This is a genomic window from Lentzea sp. NPDC004789 (assembly GCF_053601075.1).
The window spans coordinates 9,520-26,090 of the sequence record NZ_JBSGBE010000004.1; the positions used below are offsets into that span (position 1 = coordinate 9,520).

Annotated in this window: 19 protein-coding genes; 10 read left to right on the forward strand and 9 right to left on the reverse strand. The window is 69.9% G+C overall.

What is annotated here, in order from left to right:
• Positions 1 to 191, reverse strand: a 191-nt coding sequence (locus ACWEIJ_RS10450) for a hypothetical protein (protein WP_449836883.1), incomplete at its 3' end; no start/stop codon positions are given.
• A gap of 596 nt (positions 192 to 787) precedes the next feature.
• On the opposite strand from ACWEIJ_RS10450, the gene ACWEIJ_RS10455 reads away from it, so the two are divergent.
• Genes ACWEIJ_RS10455 through ACWEIJ_RS10465 form a run of 3 tightly spaced genes read left to right on the forward strand, consistent with a single transcriptional unit; the run spans position 788 to position 6,301 of the window.
• Positions 788 to 3,484, forward strand: coding sequence for a scabin-related ADP-ribosyltransferase (locus ACWEIJ_RS10455; RefSeq protein WP_449836884.1), 2,697 nt, complete (start codon positions 788 to 790; stop codon positions 3,482 to 3,484).
• Positions 3,481 to 4,038, forward strand: coding sequence for a hypothetical protein (locus tag ACWEIJ_RS10460; protein ID WP_449836885.1), 558 nt, complete (start codon positions 3,481 to 3,483; stop codon positions 4,036 to 4,038). Before ACWEIJ_RS10455 ends, ACWEIJ_RS10460 begins: the two co-directional genes overlap by 4 nt.
• A 34-nt stretch (positions 4,039 to 4,072) precedes the next feature.
• On the forward strand, positions 4,073 to 6,301 hold the full coding sequence (locus ACWEIJ_RS10465) for an SseB family protein (protein ID WP_449836886.1): 2,229 nt from the start codon (positions 4,073 to 4,075) through the stop codon (positions 6,299 to 6,301).
• Here the strand turns inward: ACWEIJ_RS10465 and ACWEIJ_RS10470 are convergent.
• Positions 6,241 to 7,734: an amidase gene (locus ACWEIJ_RS10470; protein ID WP_449836887.1), complete on the reverse strand. Its 1,494-nt coding sequence runs from the start codon at positions 7,732 to 7,734 to the stop codon at positions 6,241 to 6,243. The two genes, ACWEIJ_RS10465 and ACWEIJ_RS10470, sit on opposite strands and share 61 nt — an antisense overlap.
• 68 nt (positions 7,735 to 7,802) lie before the next feature.
• Entirely contained in the window at positions 7,803 to 8,765 is a 963-nt protein-coding gene (locus ACWEIJ_RS10475) for a helix-turn-helix transcriptional regulator (RefSeq protein WP_449836888.1), read from the reverse strand.
• A gap of 97 nt (positions 8,766 to 8,862) precedes the next feature.
• Here ACWEIJ_RS10475 and ACWEIJ_RS10480 point away from each other — a divergent pair, with 97 nt between their 5' ends.
• Positions 8,863 to 9,576 (forward strand): alpha/beta fold hydrolase, encoded by a 714-nt coding sequence (locus ACWEIJ_RS10480; RefSeq protein WP_449836889.1) that lies wholly within the window; start codon positions 8,863 to 8,865, stop codon positions 9,574 to 9,576.
• Positions 9,573 to 9,968 carry a type II toxin-antitoxin system VapC family toxin gene (locus ACWEIJ_RS10485; RefSeq protein ID WP_449836890.1) on the forward strand — a complete coding sequence of 132 codons (396 nt, stop codon included), beginning with the start codon at positions 9,573 to 9,575 and terminating at the stop codon, positions 9,966 to 9,968. Before ACWEIJ_RS10480 ends, ACWEIJ_RS10485 begins: the two co-directional genes overlap by 4 nt.
• A gap of 65 nt (positions 9,969 to 10,033) precedes the next feature.
• Here the strand turns inward: ACWEIJ_RS10485 and ACWEIJ_RS10490 are convergent, their stop codons facing one another.
• Positions 10,034 to 10,303, reverse strand: coding sequence for a hypothetical protein (locus ACWEIJ_RS10490; RefSeq protein WP_449836891.1), 270 nt, complete (start codon positions 10,301 to 10,303; stop codon positions 10,034 to 10,036).
• Positions 10,304 to 10,424: 121 nt separating this feature from the next.
• Between ACWEIJ_RS10490 and ACWEIJ_RS10495 the strand changes: the two genes are divergently transcribed.
• From ACWEIJ_RS10495 to ACWEIJ_RS10510, 4 genes are all read left to right on the forward strand, one after another.
• The gene (locus tag ACWEIJ_RS10495) at positions 10,425 to 10,733 is read left to right on the forward strand and encodes a hypothetical protein (protein WP_449836892.1); all 309 of its coding nucleotides are present in this window, start codon (positions 10,425 to 10,427) and stop codon (positions 10,731 to 10,733) included.
• A 13-nt stretch (positions 10,734 to 10,746) separates the two neighbouring features.
• The gene (locus ACWEIJ_RS10500) at positions 10,747 to 11,403 is read left to right on the forward strand and encodes a WXG100 family type VII secretion target (protein WP_449836893.1); all 657 of its coding nucleotides are present in this window, start codon (positions 10,747 to 10,749) and stop codon (positions 11,401 to 11,403) included.
• Position 11,404: 1 nt separating this feature from the next.
• A complete protein-coding gene (locus ACWEIJ_RS10505; protein WP_449836894.1) occupies positions 11,405 to 11,770 on the forward strand; it encodes a hypothetical protein in 366 nt (121 codons plus the stop codon).
• Positions 11,771 to 12,161: 391 nt separating this feature from the next.
• Positions 12,162 to 12,329, forward strand: coding sequence for a hypothetical protein (locus ACWEIJ_RS10510; protein ID WP_449836895.1), 168 nt, complete (start codon positions 12,162 to 12,164; stop codon positions 12,327 to 12,329).
• On the opposite strand, the gene ACWEIJ_RS10515 is transcribed toward ACWEIJ_RS10510, so the two are convergent.
• Together ACWEIJ_RS10515 and ACWEIJ_RS10520 are read right to left on the reverse strand one after the other, a co-directional pair.
• Positions 12,314 to 12,577 (reverse strand): WhiB family transcriptional regulator, encoded by a 264-nt coding sequence (locus ACWEIJ_RS10515; protein WP_449836896.1) that lies wholly within the window; start codon positions 12,575 to 12,577, stop codon positions 12,314 to 12,316. The genes ACWEIJ_RS10510 and ACWEIJ_RS10515 overlap by 16 nt on opposite strands.
• Entirely contained in the window at positions 12,574 to 13,275 is a 702-nt protein-coding gene (locus tag ACWEIJ_RS10520; protein ID WP_449836897.1) for a hypothetical protein, read from the reverse strand. Before ACWEIJ_RS10520 ends, ACWEIJ_RS10515 begins: the two co-directional genes overlap by 4 nt.
• Before the next feature lie 220 nt (positions 13,276 to 13,495).
• On the opposite strand from ACWEIJ_RS10520, the gene ACWEIJ_RS10525 reads away from it, so the two are divergent.
• Positions 13,496 to 15,142: an SWIM zinc finger family protein gene (locus ACWEIJ_RS10525; protein ID WP_449836898.1), complete on the forward strand. Its 1,647-nt coding sequence runs from the start codon at positions 13,496 to 13,498 to the stop codon at positions 15,140 to 15,142.
• 260 nt (positions 15,143 to 15,402) lie between these two features.
• Here the strand turns inward: ACWEIJ_RS10525 and ACWEIJ_RS10530 are convergent, their stop codons facing one another.
• The 3 genes from ACWEIJ_RS10530 to ACWEIJ_RS10540 all read right to left on the reverse strand — a co-directional run bounded on the left by ACWEIJ_RS10530 (position 15,403) and on the right by ACWEIJ_RS10540 (position 16,488).
• A complete protein-coding gene (locus tag ACWEIJ_RS10530) occupies positions 15,403 to 15,738 on the reverse strand; it encodes a hypothetical protein (protein WP_449836899.1) in 336 nt (111 codons plus the stop codon).
• 31 nt (positions 15,739 to 15,769) lie between these two features.
• Positions 15,770 to 15,982, reverse strand: a complete 213-nt coding sequence (locus ACWEIJ_RS10535) for a hypothetical protein (RefSeq protein WP_449836900.1) — start codon at positions 15,980 to 15,982, stop codon at positions 15,770 to 15,772.
• A 242-nt stretch (positions 15,983 to 16,224) separates the two neighbouring features.
• Positions 16,225 to 16,488, reverse strand: a complete 264-nt coding sequence (locus tag ACWEIJ_RS10540) for a hypothetical protein (RefSeq protein ID WP_449836901.1) — start codon at positions 16,486 to 16,488, stop codon at positions 16,225 to 16,227.
• Positions 16,489 to 16,571: the final 83 nt, after the last annotated feature.

The following is a 16,571-nucleotide window of genomic DNA, read 5'->3' on the forward strand; positions in this document are numbered from 1 at the left end:
GCCTGCGGCTGGTGGTCAGGGCCGTGCACCTGCTGGTGGTGTGCCTGCGGGTGGCACGAGTCGTGCGCCTGCCGGTGGCCTGCCTGCGGCTGGTGGTCAGGGCCGTGCACCTGCTGGTGGTGTGCCTGCGGGTGGCACGAGTCGTGCGCCTGCCGGTGGCCTGCCTGCGGCTGGTGGACAGGGCCGCGCACCCGCCGGTGGTCCGCTTGCGGGTGGTACGAGTCGTGCACCTGCCGGTGGCCTGCCCGCTAATGCGCCGATGGCGGCCGGTCAGGGACGTGCCCCGGCAAACGGCCCGGCCGCAGGCGGCCCAGGCCGCGTGCCCTCCGGCGGCCCACCCTCCGCAGCGCCGGTGGCCGGTGGCCAAAGCCGTCCGCCCGGCGCCCCGGCGCAACACGTCGGCACCTCGGGCCCCGGAGCACCCGGCCGAGGTGGACCTGGTCCGGCGCCCAACCTCGGTGGCTCGACTCCCCGCACCTCGCCCCAGGGCTTCGGCGGTCCGCCGCCAGGTGGTCCGGGTCGCGGAATGCCCAACCACGGCCCTGGAGCGTTCGGACCGGGTGGCTCCAACGCTGGCGGCGCCGGACGCAACGGCCCTGCCCCAGGCATGCCCGCAGGCGGCCCAGGCGTACGCCCCGGCGGTCCGCCCACGCACCCAGGCGGTCCTGGCCTTGCCGGTGGCCCGCCCGTGCGCCCCGCTGGTCCGCCCGCGCAGCCCGGCCTTCCCGCGGGTGGTCCGGCTACCCGTCCCGGCGCGCGGCCTGACATGCCTGCCGGTGGTCCGGGCATGCGCCCAGGCACACCGCCCGGCGGTCCGGGGTTCCGTCCGAACACGCCTCCCGGAGCCCCCGGCGTGCACCTGGGCACGCCCAACGCAGCCCCCGGCGTGCACCCCGGCACGCCCAACGCAGCCCCCGGCGTGCACTCCCGCACACCCAACGCAGGCCCTGGCACGCATCCCGGCACTCCAGGCGCCCGGCCCGTCACGCCGAACGGCCCCGGCGCACCCCGCCCAGGCGGCCCGCCTCCCGGCTTCCACCAGCAGGCGCCCCCGCACCGCCAGCCCGGCCACGCGCCCCTTCCGAACGGTGGCGAAAGGCGTCCACCGCAGTCGTTCGCACCTCCGGCACGCCCGCATCAGGGCATGCCGCCCGCCCCCGGCCCGACCGGCACGCAGCACCCCGGCCCGGTCACCCCCAACGCGACCCACACGCCAGACACCCAACCGCAGCACACGCCACCACCTCCCGGCCCGGACGGCGGCCCGCCGGTCGCGATGCGGCACGTCGACCCGTCGAAGTACGGGGTGGACCCGTCGAAGGTCGCGCACCGCGACGTCCCCGGCTGGCAGCGCGACGAGCACGCCCTGTACCGCGGCGACACCCGCTCGCCGGAGGAGATCAAGGCGGCGGGCGGGTTCGACGTGCCGCGGCCCGACGAGAAGCCGGACCTGCTCCAGCACGTCGACGGGCACACCAACGCCTACGTCAGCACCAGTTCCGAGCAGCACAAGGCGATGGAACGCGCGGGCGTCGGCGACGGAAAGATGTACGTGGTCAAGGCGCCCGGCGGCATCATGACCGACGAGACGCTGCACAACACCGGCCACGGCCGCGAGTACGACGAGAACGAGACGCTCTTCCCGGGCGGCATCGACTGGCGTTACGTCGAGGGCTGGCACCAGGTTCGGCGCGAGGCGGGCGAGTTCGTGCTCGGGCCGTTCGTGCCGAACCCGGACTTCGTCGGCCACAAGACCAGCGACACCACCACCGCGCAGACGGACCGGACACCGCCCAGCCACGAACCCGTTCCACCGCGGCACGCCGAGACTCCGCCGAGGTCCGACGCACCCGAACAGCGCCAGCCCGGCCCAACGCAACCGCTGCCGCAACCACTGGCGCAACCGGACCTGCCCCGCCCCTCGATCGCGGAGCGGCTCAACACCTCGCCACCACCGGCGAACCAGACGCCCAGCCACGCAGACCAGCCGTCCACGCCGCACGTGCTCGACCGCCTGAACGGGCACGAGCCCACCAGCGAACCGCACCACAACGACCAACCGTCCGAACAGGACAAGGATCGGCACGAAGAGGAACCGCCGAAACGCCAGGAGAAACCGCTCAGCGACCGCCTCGGCTCACTCAACGAGGAGCTCGACGCGGAAGTGCGCGACCACGTGCACACCACCCCGGCCGGCATGTCGATCTACGACGCGAGCAACGACGGCAACGCCTACCACACGGCGAAGGAACTGCCGAAGATCCACGGCCAGTTCGTCGTCGACCTGCACAGCAACGCCGACAACGCGAGGCTGGGCCGCTACCCGCTCACCCCGAAGGACGTCGCGGACATCGTCCGCGCGAACCCCGACTACGAGCGGGGCGACCCGATCACCCTCGTCGGGTGCGAAGCGGGCAGGCGGGACGACGGGTTCGCGGCCCGGCTCGCCCAGGAGCTCGGCGCGCCGGTCACCGCGCCGAACACGCACGCCTGGGTCGACTACAACGGCAACGTCTTCGCCACCAACACCCAGGGCAACGAACGTCCCGGCTGGCCGCCGAACGGCGAGTGGCGCACGTTCGGTCCCAACGGCGAGCAGCACATCCACGAAAGTCCTTACCCGCCAGGGCACACGCCGGAGTGGGGTGACGAGACGCCCGAGTTCGCGCCGGAGACCGCGGAACGGCGGGGCGAGCGGGAGGACGACTTCCGCGACCTGCGCGAGGAGAACCGCGAGAAGCGCGAGGAGGGGCTCGACGCGGTCCGCGAGCTCACCGGCCGCAACCCGAGCACGGACGCCGAACGCCGTCCGCACGAGCGCACCCTGTCGACGGCGCGCTACCGCAGTGACCGCGACGGCGAGTCGGCCGACTTCTACAACTTCAGCGGCAAGCAGCACGACTGGAGTCCCGCGGCGGAGGCCCCGCAGCAGCCGCCGAAGAACGAGCGGCTGTTCGAGACGTCCAACGCGACCTCGTACGACCCGGAGCACGGCGGCTGGCGCGACGGCAGCGGTACGCCGAGGGCCAACGACTCGGAACCGAAGATGTTCGAGGACCTCGCGCGGCACCAGCTCGCCGAGTACAGCGGGTTGTCCCGCAACGAGGTCGACACGGCGCTGCGTCAGGCCAACAAGATGGTCGACACGCTCAACAAGGAAGACGAGAACTACTACAAGAACGGCTTCAAGGGCGAGGTGCAGCGCACGCAGGACCGCATGTCCCTCGCGATCGACGAGCTGAACAGGCGCGCGGCGGCGAGGGCGGAGGCGAACGGCACGACCTGCACGCCGTTCTCCGCGGCGGACATCTCGGGCGATCTCCGCATGGTGGTCGACCTGCCGTCGGCCAAGCGCGACGGAACACCGGCCGAGTTCCAGATCTGCATGTCGTGCCAGAAGATCATGCTCGCCTACGAGCGCATCTTCCCGAACATGCGCCTGGAAGTCGTCAACCGAGCTGGAGAGAGGCTCTACCCGCTGTGAACCATCCGACCGACAACCCGAGCGAGCGCATCGCCGCCATCTTCGACCGCGTGTGCGCGGACGGTCTGCGCCGCGGGTCCGTGGTGGGCGCGACCGACGACCAGATCGACCAGATGGCCGCGGACCAGGGCGTGGACCGCGTGCCCGAGGCGGTGCGCGAGGTGTTGCGCATCATGGGTGTCCAATCAGGACTGTGGCTGGCCGGCACGGCGTTCGGGGTCGACGCGATGACCGCCGAACGCAAGCGGCACGTCGTCGCCACGCTGGGCGGCCTGGACCACGAGCTGGCCGACCCACGCGGACTGCTCGCGCTCACGGCGCACCAGGGTTATGCCTACCACGTCGTCGACGGCGCCGACCTGGACCAGGACGACCCACCGGTCTGGGACGTCGTCGAGGGCGAGGGCGCGCGCCGGGCGTGGGACAGCGTCAGCGACTGGTTCGCGGGCACGGCCCCGAACGTCGCGGATCTCCGCGACATGCTGGAGATGATGGAGGAGATGGGCAAGCAGCCGCCGAAGTGGGCCGAGTACGTCGAACCGCGGCAGTCGTGACCGTTTTCCCAGTGTGCGGCGAGGAGTGAAGCACGTGCAGTTCGACATCGCGATCGACGGGAACAAGGCGTTCCGGATCGAGCACGGCGCGGACGCGACGACCGCGCAGTTCGAAACGGTGCTGGGCGCCGAGATCTGGCGCATCACCGACGACGGCCCGGCACCGACCGAGCTGGATCCGTTGCAGGGCCACGTGAGCGACGAACGGCTGGTCTTCCTCCGCGAGCTGCCACCGCTGCCCGGCGCGTGGCCGCAGTACCCGTCACTGCCTCCCGGCGACACGATGCCGCGCACCAACACCTCGATCGCCGCCCAGGTCGAGGAGGCTCTTCTCGCGCACGCTCCCGAGGGCTGGCAGCAGATCGAACTGCGGTGCCGCGCGCTCGCCCGCCGCATGGAGATCGAAGCGACGGTCACCGTCGACGGCACCACTCACGCGTGGGCGCCGCCGGTGATGGTCAGCCAGTGGCTGCACCGCCAGCGGATGCGCGACTTCCGCAACAGCATCGGCACCTGGTTCGTCGCGAGCTTCACGTTCGTCGCTGGCGGGGAGACCACGCGCCGGTTCCTGGTCGAGGGCCAGCCGGAGTGGCTGATCGCACCGGGTCACGGCGCCGCGCTCCAGCACGCGGCCGACGAGCTGCGCCTGCTGCCGAGGAGGCCGGAAGCCGTGCCGGACTGGATGTGGCACGCGGCGGGCAAGGTCCAGCAGGAGGGCCGCGCCGGCCTCGTGGAACCGCAACCGCGGCAGCACGACACCCAGATCGAACTCGCGCGCGCGTTCGACGTGATCGAGGACGGCAAGGGTGTCTGGTATCGCCCGATGATCGGTGCCAGGGAACAGGTTCTGCTGCTGCGCTACCTCGAGAGCGCTCCGGTCGTGCTGTCGTCGCGCGGCTCGGCGAAGGACCTCTTCACCGGCGGCGACGAGGAGGTCGTGCCGCTCGCCTACCAGACCGACGGTCGCTGGACGTGGCCCGCCGGCGTGGCGTACTACCTGCGCGAGCACCAGATCCCGCCGTCGCCGGGGTTGGTCGACCACATCCGCCAGCAACGGTACGAGCTCCCCGTCGTCACGGAGATCGCGAAGGCCAGGGCCGCCGCGCTCGCGATGGGCCGGCCGTTCAGCGAGAACCAGGTCGAGGCGGCGTTCCGCAAGGCACTGGCGCCGCTGCTGCAGGTGATCACGCGCGTCCAGACCAGCCCGCGCTTCTACAGCCTGGAGGGCCATCGCGACCAGGCGTGGTGCCTGGTCCGCGACGGCGACCGGTACGAGGTGTACTGGGCCGAGGGCGAGGTGAAGGAGAAGCACGAGCGGTTCGCCGACGTCCGCAACGCGGTCACCTACCTGATCGGCCAGCTCATCGAGAACCAGGACGCGCTGCGGTTCGAACTCGACGAGGAACTGCCCGCGTGGCAGTCGCCGTACCAGGTGATCTCCGAGCAGGACCCGCCGCTGGACACGATGACGGACGTGCGGCTGACCAAGGTCGAGGACCTGTTCGTGCACCGCTACGGCGCCGCTGACGGCAACCTCGCCTACGAAAGCGAGATCCAGTCGGACCGGGAACACCACCTGTTCCGGCTCAAGGGTCCGTGGACGCTCATCACCGCCGTGACCGCGGAGGGCGCCCGCGTCTACGTCCTGCCGAAGCCGTTCCACGAGTACCCGGACCACATCGACGACTTCACCCTGCACCCCGGCCTGCCCCTGGTCACGGAGTCCCTGCGCGAGCAGGCCCGGCGTCAGGTACCGGACACGTGGCTGTGGTGCGCCGACCCCGAGGTCGACCCGGACCACGTGGAGGGCATCCCGGACGCGACCCTGTTCGGCGCGTACGCGGTGGGCGCGGACGGCGAGCTGACCGGCGAGACCTACCTGAACCCCAACTACCGCCCCGGCCCGCGCCGGCGCGGCTTCCCGGAGCCGTTGGCGGACCTCGACGTGGTCCTGGGCTACGTGGCGTGCGGCTGGGCGACGCAGCAACGCCTGCTGGCGGCGACCCTGGACGCCAACCTGATCGTGGAAACCGACGGCCAGGGCAACTTGCGGATGGGCGTCACCCAGAGCGGGCAGCGCTTCGTGGCGGCGTGGTCCGCACCGGGTCACGTGCCGCAGGAGGCCGTGTCGCCGATGCAGACGACGGGCCGTGAGCTGGCCCCGGCGCTGGCGGGCGGGGTGCTGGTGATCAACCCCGGCGGTCAGCTCGGTGTGGAGCTGCCGGGCGACGACCTGATCGCCGCGCTCGCGGCCGGCGCCTGAAAGCCGCCGATCTCCTGTTCGAGCAGTTCGGCCAGCCGCAGCGGCGTGCGGTCCTCGAACATCGGGCCGATGAGCTGCACTCCCACCGGCAGGCCCTCCGGGGACCGGCCCGCGGGCACGGCGGTGGCGGGCAGGCCGGGCATGGTGGCCAGACCGGCCCAGACGAGCTGGTCGAAGAACGGGTGCTCGACGCCGTCGATGTCGATCCGGCGCGCCATCAGGTCTGGGTTGTGGTCGTGCGGGAACGCGGGCGTCGGCGTCACCGGGCACACCACGGCGTCGAACTCGCCGAACAGCTGCCGCCAGCCGTGGCGGTGGACCTCCCGGCGGCTGTTCACCTCCATCCAGTCGCGGTGGCTGAGCACCATGCCGCGCAGCCGTGCCGCGTCGAGGCTCCGGTCGTCCGCGCCCAGTCCGGCTGCGCGGACCCGCAGCTGCTCGTCCTCGTCGACGGGAAAACGCGCGACAGAGCCCGAGAACAGCAGCTGCGTGTAGATCGTCGCGGCTTCGGCCAGGTCGGGCAGCAGCGGACTGCGCCGTTCGACGCGGGCGCCGCTGTCCGCGAGCGCCTCGGCCACCCGGTGCACGCCGGCCCGCACGGCGGACCCGGTCGGCAGGAGCGGATGCTCGTCGAGGACCAGGACCCGGAAGTCGCCGAGCCGGTCGTGCCGGGCGGGCGGCAGGGTCAGCTCGTGTGCCACGCCGTGCGTCAACGGGTCCGGCCCGGCGATGACGTCGAGCAGAAGCGCGAGGTCGCGGGCGGTGCGCGCCATCGGACCGACGACGGCGAGGTCGAGGTCGACCGGCAACGCCGGCTCGGCCGGCGGCACCATCCCGCGGCCGGCCGCGAGCCCGAGTGTCGGTTTGTGCGCGTAGACCCCGCAGAAATGCGCGGGGGTGCGCAGCGAACCGGCGATGTCGGTGCCGAGGGACAACGCACCGAAGCCGGCCGCCAGAGCCGCCGCCGACCCGCCGGAGGACCCGCCCGGCGTACGGGCGTGGTCCCACGGGTTGTTGGTGGTGCCGTAGATCTCGTTGAAGCTCTGCAGATCCTGCAGCCCCAAGGGGACGTTGGTCTTGCCGAGCACCACCGCCCCGGCGGCCTTGACCCGTGACACCGCGACCGCGTCCTCGGCCGGCACGAAGCCCTGGTGCTGCGGCATGCCCCAGGTAGTGGGCAGCCCGGCGACGTTGTAGCACTCCTTGACCGTCACCGGCACACCGAGCAACGGCCGGTCCTCGCCGCGAGCGCGCGCCTGGTCGGCATCGCGCGCGGCGGCGCGGGCGCGGTCGAAGTCCGGCACGCCGATCGCGTTGATCACCTCGTCGTCCCGCTCGACACGAGCGATCGCCTCGTCGGTCAGCTCCACCGAGGTCACTTCACCGGCGCGCAAGGCGGCCAGAAGTTCTTCTGCCGTACGGAAATTCCCCATGAACCCGACCGTACGGACCTCTGCGTGAGGCCATAAAACTCCAATCGGCACAACGGGAAAAGGCAGTTCTACGAGATCGGCGCCACGGCCGCGGCGAAGCGCGTCGCCACTTCCGCGACCGCGGCCTTCAGCTCGTCTCCGCCCTCGACGCGGAAGGCGAACGGCACAGTCGCCAACCACTCCTGCGCGTACATCGCCGGATTGCTGGTGCTGCCGATGAGCACGCACCCGTCGTCCAACGGGTGCAGCCGCCCCATGGGAGGCCGGATCCAGGGCGCCACCTCGGCCGGTGGGGCGGCGAAGACGACGCGGGTGGGGAACTCCCAGCCGGTGCCGAGGTTCTCCTCCAGTGCCGCGATCGGGTCGAGGTCGTCGGGTGGCTCGAACTCGTGCCCGGTCTGCCCGACCGCGCGCACCCGGTCGACCCGATAGGTGCGGATCGCGTCCGCGCGATGGGAATGGCACAACAGGTACCAGCGCCCGTGCCGGACCACGACGGCCCACGGGTCCACTTCGGACTTCCACGCGTTGCCGCTCTCGCTGCGGTACGCGATCAACACGCGGCGCCTGGCCGCGACGGCGGCGACGAGTGCGCCGGTGATGGCGGGATCCGGGCGTGCGGAGTGCCGATCGGGCGCCGCCGTGGCGTGCTCGCGCAGGGCGGCCGCCTGCCGCCCGACGTTCTCCGGCAGCGCCTGGATGACCTTGCCGAGTGCCGCACCGACCGGGTCGTCGGCTTCGGTCGCGGCCGGCTGACCGTCGAGCACCGCCATGACCAGCCCCAGCGCCTCGGCCTGGGTGAACACGATGGGCGGCAGCCGCGTCCCGCGCCGCAGCCGGTACCCGCCGTGCGGGCCGCGAACCGACTCGACCTGGATGCCCGCCTCACGCAGGATCCCGACGTAGCGCCGGGCCGCTCGCTCCGTGACACCCAGCCTCTCGGCGAGCTGGTCGGCCGTCGTGCCGGGACGCGCCTGAAGGATCTCCAGCGCACGCAGCGCCCGCGCGGTGGGACTGACATCACTCGGCACCCGCCGAGGCTAGGCGATCACTCCGACAAACCGGAAGTAGATCGTCCGGAATTGCCTCTAGCGTGACCTGACCGCGCACGGGAAGAGAGAACTGATCATGGATGTCCTGCTCATCGCCGGCCTGTGGCTGAACGGATCCGCCTGGGACGACGTCGCCTCCGCACTCCGTTCGCTAGGCCACCGCCCCGTGCCGCTGACCCTGCCCGGCCAGGGCGACGGATCCACCTCCGCCACGCTCGACGACCAGGTGACGACCGTGCTCGCCGCTGTCGACGCGGCCGCCGACAAACCGCTGGTGGTGGGCCACTCGGCTGCCTGCACCCTGGCCTGGCTGGCCGCGGACGCGCGTCCGGACAAGATCGCCGGAGTCGTCCTCGTAGGCGGCTTCCCGACCTCCGGCGGAAAGCCGTACGCCGACTTCTTCGAACTGCGCGACGGCGCCATGCCCTTCCCCGGCTGGCCCGCGTTCGAAGGCCCGGACTCGGCGGACCTCGACGAGGAAGCGAAGCACGCGTTCGAAGCCACCGCGATCCCCGTTCCCGAGGGCGTGGCCACAGGCGTCGTGCGGCTGACCGACGAGCGGCGCTTCGAGGTCCCGGTCGTGGTCATCTGCCCGGAGTTCACCCCGGCCCAGGCCAAGGAGTGGATCAACGCGGGCGACGTGCCAGAACTCGCCAAGGCCGAGCACCTCGAGTTCGTCGACCTCGACTCCGGCCACTGGCCCATGCACACCAAGCCGGCCGAACTCGCCCGGCTCATCGCGGCGGCCGACACTGCTGTCAGGCAACGGAAAGGCGCGGACCTCCCATGACCAAGTACGTGATCGGCCCGGACGTGGCCGTCCGCCTGGCACAAGACCAGGCCGTGATCGGCGCCGGACACCAGCTCCTGGCCCCGACGCTCCTCCGCTCGCAGACGCTGTCGCTCCTCTACCAGGAAGTGCGCCGCGGCAAGTTGACCAAAAAGGACGCCGACCGACACCTCAACCACCTGCGCGGCCTGCGGATCCGGCTGCTCGGCGACCGGGTCCTCCAGGCGACCGCGTGGAAGGTGGCCGATCAACTCGGATGGCCCGACACCTTCGCCGCCGAGTACGTCGCCCTGACCCAGCTCCAGGCAGACGCGTTGGTCACGCTCGACGAGCAACTCGCCCACGCCGTGAAGGATCTGGTGACCGTCGCACCGATCGACGCGCTGACCTGACCGACGCCGCGACTCCTGGCCGGCTGGTTCAGATGTTGCCATCCACCCCGAGCCCGGTGGCCTACCTAGCCGAGTACGGCACGAACCAGTCCAGCGCTCCCGAAGATCAGCACGAGGGCGAGCAGCATCCATCCAGCCCGTTTGCCCAGCAGCCGTGCGTTCGGTGCCTCCTGCGCGCGTGCTTGGGCGTTGAGCGCCTCGGCCCGCAGGACGCAGGCGAGCACACCGAGCCAGATCGCGAACACGCCGAGGAACACGGGGTGGCCGAAGATCCCGCCGGCCAGGAGCCCGATGAGAACTGGTGCGAAGACCGCGATCCACAGGGTCCGGAACATCAGACCCCATCGACAGGTGCCGGTGGCCACACCGTCCTCCGCTCGCCGGGCGCGCCGTCTCCAGTACCGCTACCTTACGTGACTGATCGGACACTGTCAGTTCGACAGGAGGAGTGGAGTCATGTCGTTCAGGGCAGATCCGTCGAGTTTGGACGCATTCGCGGCTGTCCTCGAGGGACTGGTCGACGACACGGCCGCGGCGAAGGACTACCTGCACAAGCACCTGTCGTACGACTACGGCGATGCGCGAATGTTCGCCAGCATCGCGAGCGCGAGCAATGACACCAAGTCCGCTGTCTCCGACTCTCTCGACCGACTGATCGAGGTCGTGACGAAGTCCGCGGCGGAGCTGCACAAGTCAGCGCAGATGTACCGCAGCACCGATGACACCGAAGAACGCCGCCTCGACGCCACCTGTCCCAGCAAGTGACCGGAGCGCGCGAATGACCAACCCGTCGGCCGCCCTGGTCGCACCCGTCGGTGAACAGATGATTCCAGAGACATTCGACAAGATCCTGTCGTTCCCGGACTACTTCAGTCTTGGACACTGGGTCTACGTCGGCTGCGAGGCCTTGGCGAGGGCAGGCAGCGCGCTCAAGAACCTGGGCAAGTTCAACGAGTCCTACGCCAGTGTCGTGTCGGGCGGCCTCGACACGATGTTCAAGAGCTGGGAAGGCAATGCGGCCAGCGCCGCGCACGCCTACTTCGACCAGTTGCCCACGGCTTTGCGCGCACAGATCAGCGCACTCAACAACACCGGTCACCAGTTCGAGCAGGCTGCCTTCGGCGTGTGGGGCGTGGCGAAGACAATCGTCAGCCTCCTGGAACTGCTGCTGGACCTGGTCATCGCCTGGGCCATCGAGGCAGCCGCCACAGCAGCCGCCTCGTGGACCGTGGTCGGCGCGATCGCGGGCGGCGCCACCATGGCCGCGACCGCGATGAAGGCGATTTCGGTGTGGGGCGACATCTGCAAGGCCCACGGCATGGCGTGGACGATCTGCACCGGCGTGACCGGCACGATCGCCGGCTACCTGAGCCTGCTGCACGACATGAAGGACCACCCGCTGCCAAAGGGTGCTTACGACCACCCGGGAGCCTGACGTGACCAAGCCCAGGCCAGAACCGCTGCTCGACGTGGCCCGCGGCGACGCGGCCCACTCCCATGTGCTGCGCGAGTCCCTGAAGATCCTCCGTGACCGCTCGGCGGACCCGGCGTTCGGCAAACTCGTCGACGACGTCCTGGCCGGCCGCCGAGGACTGCGCGAGGCGGTGGCGAGCCCGCTGTTCAGCCAGGCCCTCACGCCAGGCGTGCAGGAGGCGGCCGCACGCTACAAGGAGATGCCGGAGGAGGAGCGCGAGCGCCTCGCCGCCGAGGGAGAGCGCCGGTTGGGCCGCCTTCGTGACGAGCTGAACACCCCTGATGACGACGACTTCGGCGACACGAACTACCTGCAACCGTCGAGGTAGCAGGCGCAGGGATGGTCAGGTCGGCTGACTGTCGTGTCGATCAGCGCGATGAGTTTCGTTCCAACGCCTGTGCTGCGACCGTTGGTCACGAGAGCAGAGAAGAACAGAACCATCTGCGTGGATCCGGCGCTGGGCAACCTACGGGGGTCCGGGGGCTCGCCCCCGGCGTGGGGTCTGGGGCTCGGCCCCCAGAAAACGCCCAAAGGCGACCCGGTTCGCGCACTCCGCGAACACAGATCGCCCATCGACTTTGGTGCCCCCGGCGGGAGCACCAAAGGATGGGAACAGGGCTGACCAGCGGTTTCAGCGTGGATGCTTGGTCGTGCAGGCCAGTTTCGTGTTGTTGTAGTCAGGTGGCGCTCCTGTGCGGTGGCGCGCTTCCGTTTCGGTGGTGCCACAGCAATACATCGCGGATGATTGCCGCCTGCAGCAGGCCAAGACGCTCAGCTTCGGCACCGTCAACGAGGTTGACCTCGAAGACGACATCCACGGCTTCATGCTGCTGCTGGCGGCGGGTCTGCTGCCTGGAGTCGGGAGTTGTGTTCATGCTGCGACCTGAACCTCAGCATGTCTGAGCGCTTCGCGGTCGACTTGGTCCATGCCGCCCCACACGCCATAGCTCTCGTCCCTGGTGAGTGCCGTGATGGCACAGGTGAGGCGGACTGGACATAGGCGACAGATCGCTTTGCAGTCCGCCGCGGCGTTGCTTCCTGGCGCGGCGTCGATCCAGTCGACTTCTCGGTCTGTGGTTCTGCATGCTGCGTGCACGTGCCACTTCGGTGCACGCAGCATCATGAGTGTGGTCATACGGCCGGACGAAGTGGGCCGCCGAGGAGGTAGTCGGCGAGGTGGCGGGAGGCGGTGTTGAGCTGGGCCGCCACCTGGTGGCGGCTTATCCCGCGCTGCTTGGCTGCGGTTGACCGGTCTCCGTGGTCGAGGAGCACATCGGAGACGAGGTCGGCTTCGTGGGGTGTGATGACACCGGACAGCATGGCTCCTGCCAGGATGAGGTCTGGATGTCCGTCGGCTGTGCGGGCGTCGATTGTGGTGTCGGTGAGTTCGGACCGTGACATCGCTCGTCGCCTTTCGCTGTTGCAGGCTTCGTGGCCGCGTCGGAAGGCTGCCCAGTAGAGCTGCCCGAAGATCTTCGGTGATCGTGCGTCGGCGATGTCGAGTGCTTGGAGGAAGCCTTCGAGGATCTCGGAGTCCAGGTCGTTGCGGTCACCGCAGAAGCGGGATCCCAGCTTTCCGGCGATGTGCTTGAGACCGGGCATCATCATCGCGGCCGCGATGGTGGTCCACGGTTCGGGTGTCGCGTGTGCCCTTCGGACGAGTTCGTGCCACACGGCGTCTTTGCTCACCCAGCTCGTCTGTCGCTTGAGGAGCAGTACGCGCACCTGGTCCAGGGGCAGCTTCTCGTCGGGCAGACCGCATCCGAGTGCCGCGCAGTCGATGGTCAGCGGCTGCGGACCGGCGGTCATCACGAGGAACCGCTGTTCGATCACGTCCAGGTGCGAGGGGGAGTGCGAGGTCATCAGGGGAGGTGCCTTTCGGGGCGGGGGACCATCTCACCGCCAAACCCGCTTCCTGCGGCGCCTGATGGAAAGGATTCACCAAAAAGGGTGGCGTGTCGCTGTCGCGGTCCAGTGAGGGTGCGGCCCGCATGTGATTGGCGCTGTTGTGTGCCTGGCAGGATGACCAACCGTGGTGGTGAGCGTGAGTACGGTGCGGAAGCTGGCTGACGCGAGGTCGTTCGAGCGAGGTGAGCAGTACTTCGCGGCGGGTCAGGTTCGGCGGGTCACGGTGAACGGTTCGATCGTGAACGCCACGGTGGACGGCACTCGTACTTACCGGGTGCGGCTTGATGTCACGCCGAACGGTTTGAGCGGCCGTTGCTCCTGCCCGTACGGAGCTGACGGCGTGTTCTGCAAGCATTGCGTGGCCGCCTCGCTGGCTTGGCTGGAGCAAGGTGGTGTGCTGGGGGAGCCGCGTGCGAAGCCGTTGTCGGACAAGCGGTTGCGGTTGTTCCTGCGTGGTTGTGATCAGGAGTGGCTGATCGAGCAGTTGATGACGGCCGCGAAATCGGATCGAGTGCTGCGGGCGCGGCTGGCCGTCGAGGCCGGGCAGGAGAACGCGTTCGACGACCGGGACATCAGAGACCGCCTGGAACGTGCCATCGACATCCCCGATTTCGTCGACTACGGCGGGGCGTACGGCTATTTCCTGCACGTCGGTGAGGCTTTGGACGAGGTCGAGCGACTGGTCGGAGCCGGGTTCGCCGATGCGGCGATCACTCTCGCGGAGTACGCGCTGGAACTGCTGGAGTCCTCCGCCGAGCGGGTGGACGACTCCGACGGCGGGTCGGCCGAGGCGATCGCCCGCGCGGAGGAGATCCATCTGGCGGCGTGTGAAGCGGGCTCGCCGGACCCGGTGGAGCTGGCTGAGCGTCTGGTCACGCGTGCGGTGAGCAGCGAGTACGAGGTGTTCCTCGACGTGCTGCCCGAGTACGAGGAGGTGCTCGGCTCAGCGGGCTTGGCGCGGTACCGGGAGCTCGTCGAGCAGGCCTGGCGGAAGCTGCCTCCGAAGAAGCCGAACGACTACAGCGCCCGCCGTTTCGTCATCAGCCACCTCATGGAGAGCCTGGCCGAGTCGTCGGGTGGGGCGGATGGACTGATCGAGGTGCTGGGCCGGGATGTGACGAGTGCCTACGATGTGCTCCGCATCGCCGGGCGGCTGTGCGTCGACGGCCGTGACGACGAGGCGCTGACCTGGCTGGAACGCGGTCTGGCCGACTTCGATCCTGACTTTCGCCTGCGTGATTTGGCCGCCGAGATCCACTTGCGCGCCGGTCGGCGCGATCAGGCGGGCGAGATGTTGTGGGCCAACTTCGTCGACCGTCCGAGTCTGGAGTCCTTCCGCGCGCTGCGCCAGGCCACCGCCGAAGGCTTTCCGTCCTGGCGGGAACGCGCGCTCGCTTTCCTCTCCGAGGCACCGCCCGCCACGGGATCCTGGTCGCCGGGTCGCTCGACGCTGGTGGAGATCCTGCTGGCCGACGACGAGATCGATGCTGCCTGGCAGGCCGCTGTCGACGGCGGTTGCTCGGAGGGGCTGTGGCTCCGCCTCGCGCGCGCCCGTGCCGCGAGCCACCCGGCCGACGCCATCCCGATCCTGCTCCGCGCCGCCGACCGGGCGATCGAGCTCCGCAACCGTGACTCCTACCAGGCGGCGGCCCGCCTGCTGGCCGAAGTCAGGAGCCTGTTCGCCCGCTGCGACCGCGACGGTGACTTCTGCGACCACATGGCCGCGGTCCGCGACACGCACCGCACGAAGTGGGCGCTACGCCAGGAACTCGACTGGGCCCACCTGCCCTGATCAGGCGAGCGTGAGGCTGAGCCTCGGCGCATGCATGATCCTGTGTGTTCGCCCCGGACATCATCGAACGTTTCCTGCACACCAGCTACGACCAGTTCGCGTCCCACAGCACGGTGCCGAACGCCGGCCGCAGCCCGATGGCGCTCGGGTTCTTCAACCAACCTCGCCGAGGAGCGGACGGTGGCGTGGTCCGGCGGCTCGGAGCCGGGCTACGAGATCAACCTGGTTGGCGGCACTGATCTCGGTCGCCCAGCCGGAAGTCAACCGCCGCGGGCGTGCGGTACAGCTAGGAACTCGATGACCTGGTCACCGCGGTGTTTCTCGGTGCGCGCGACGAGGTCGACCACCCCGATTCGGTGAGCCCGCAGGGCCGCCGCCGCTGGCCGTGCAGTGGCCGGACGACGGGTCACTCCGTGAACGATGACCTCTACGTGCTCCGCCTGCTCCTGCACACCGGCGGCGGTGCAGCCGGTCCACAGGTAGATGCCCAGCTCGGCGCGCCAGGCGTCGAGCAGGGCGGACAGCACGTCGTGGCGCTGCGCGACGACGTACGGGTGGCCGTGCCGGGCGCGGAACGGGTCGCCCAGGTCGAGCACGTGAGTTCGTCGCCTGTGACGGCGTCGCGGATCACGGCGCGGGCCCGGCAGTATTGTCGAGTACGTGCCCGAGCACGCCGAGCTGGTCGAAGGCCCGCAACGCGTTGGGGCCGAGCTGGAGTCCGGCGCCGGTCTCGGCGAACTGAGGAGCCTGTTCGGCCACCAGGATCCGGCGGCCGGCGCGGGAGAGCGCCAGCGCCGCCGCGAGCCCGCCGCCCACGACGAGCGTGTCGTGCCGGCTCATGCGTCCACCTGCTCAGCGGTTCACACTGTCTGCTGGTCTGGGTAGACGACAGCATTCTCTACGTGTTGCTGTCGTTCGCCCCGTTGGCCGTCCGCTAGTCCGTGATCGACTTCCGCATTGACGCGGCGGTGAGGGGAACGCAGCGGCAGCGACACGCCGCCCAGCCTGGAGCTGCGGATCGCTCGCCACAGGCGCACGGCTGGACCACGCCCATCGATTCCAGCGGGTTGATCCACAGGGCTTCACTTCGTCGCCAGAGATCTGCCTCGTCCGGGCTTGAGCTTCTGGTTGGACGAGCCGGTGGGCAGGGCCACCTTGCTCTGCCCCAAGGCAATGATGCAGGCGGCGGTCGTCCAAGTGCTCACGAGATCGAGTGCGTAGTCCCTGCGGTCCGACGGGCAGAACAGCGCGACGAGTCCGACCACGCCGGCGAAGATCACAAGCAGCAGGGCTGGTACCACGCGCAGCGGCAACACAATGAGCCGGAGCCATGTGGCGTTCAACAAGGCGCCCTCCAAATCGGGTCTCCACAGCGCGAGGCGCGCCCCGGCGACAGACCGGCAACAGGCGGGCGCAGTGCTAGGCTAGC

What these genes read in the sequence shown, in the direction of transcription:
- ACWEIJ_RS10455 (WP_449836884.1), top strand. Translation starts at nt 788, where the DNA reads ATGCGCCCAGGCACACCGCCCGGCGGTCCGGGGTTCCGTCCGAACACG.
- ACWEIJ_RS10470 (WP_449836887.1), bottom strand. Translation starts at nt 7,734, where the DNA reads ATGGGGAATTTCCGTACGGCAGAAGAACTTCTGGCCGCCTTGCGCGCC.
- ACWEIJ_RS10480 (WP_449836889.1), top strand. Translation starts at nt 8,863, where the DNA reads ATGGATGTCCTGCTCATCGCCGGCCTGTGGCTGAACGGATCCGCCTGG.
- ACWEIJ_RS10485 (WP_449836890.1), top strand. Translation starts at nt 9,573, where the DNA reads ATGACCAAGTACGTGATCGGCCCGGACGTGGCCGTCCGCCTGGCACAA.
- ACWEIJ_RS10490 (WP_449836891.1), bottom strand. Translation starts at nt 10,303, where the DNA reads ATGTTCCGGACCCTGTGGATCGCGGTCTTCGCACCAGTTCTCATCGGG.
- ACWEIJ_RS10495 (WP_449836892.1), top strand. Translation starts at nt 10,425, where the DNA reads ATGTCGTTCAGGGCAGATCCGTCGAGTTTGGACGCATTCGCGGCTGTC.
- ACWEIJ_RS10500 (WP_449836893.1), top strand. Translation starts at nt 10,747, where the DNA reads ATGACCAACCCGTCGGCCGCCCTGGTCGCACCCGTCGGTGAACAGATG.
- ACWEIJ_RS10515 (WP_449836896.1), bottom strand. Translation starts at nt 12,577, where the DNA reads ATGACCACACTCATGATGCTGCGTGCACCGAAGTGGCACGTGCACGCA.
- ACWEIJ_RS10535 (WP_449836900.1), bottom strand. Translation starts at nt 15,982, where the DNA reads ATGAGCCGGCACGACACGCTCGTCGTGGGCGGCGGGCTCGCGGCGGCG.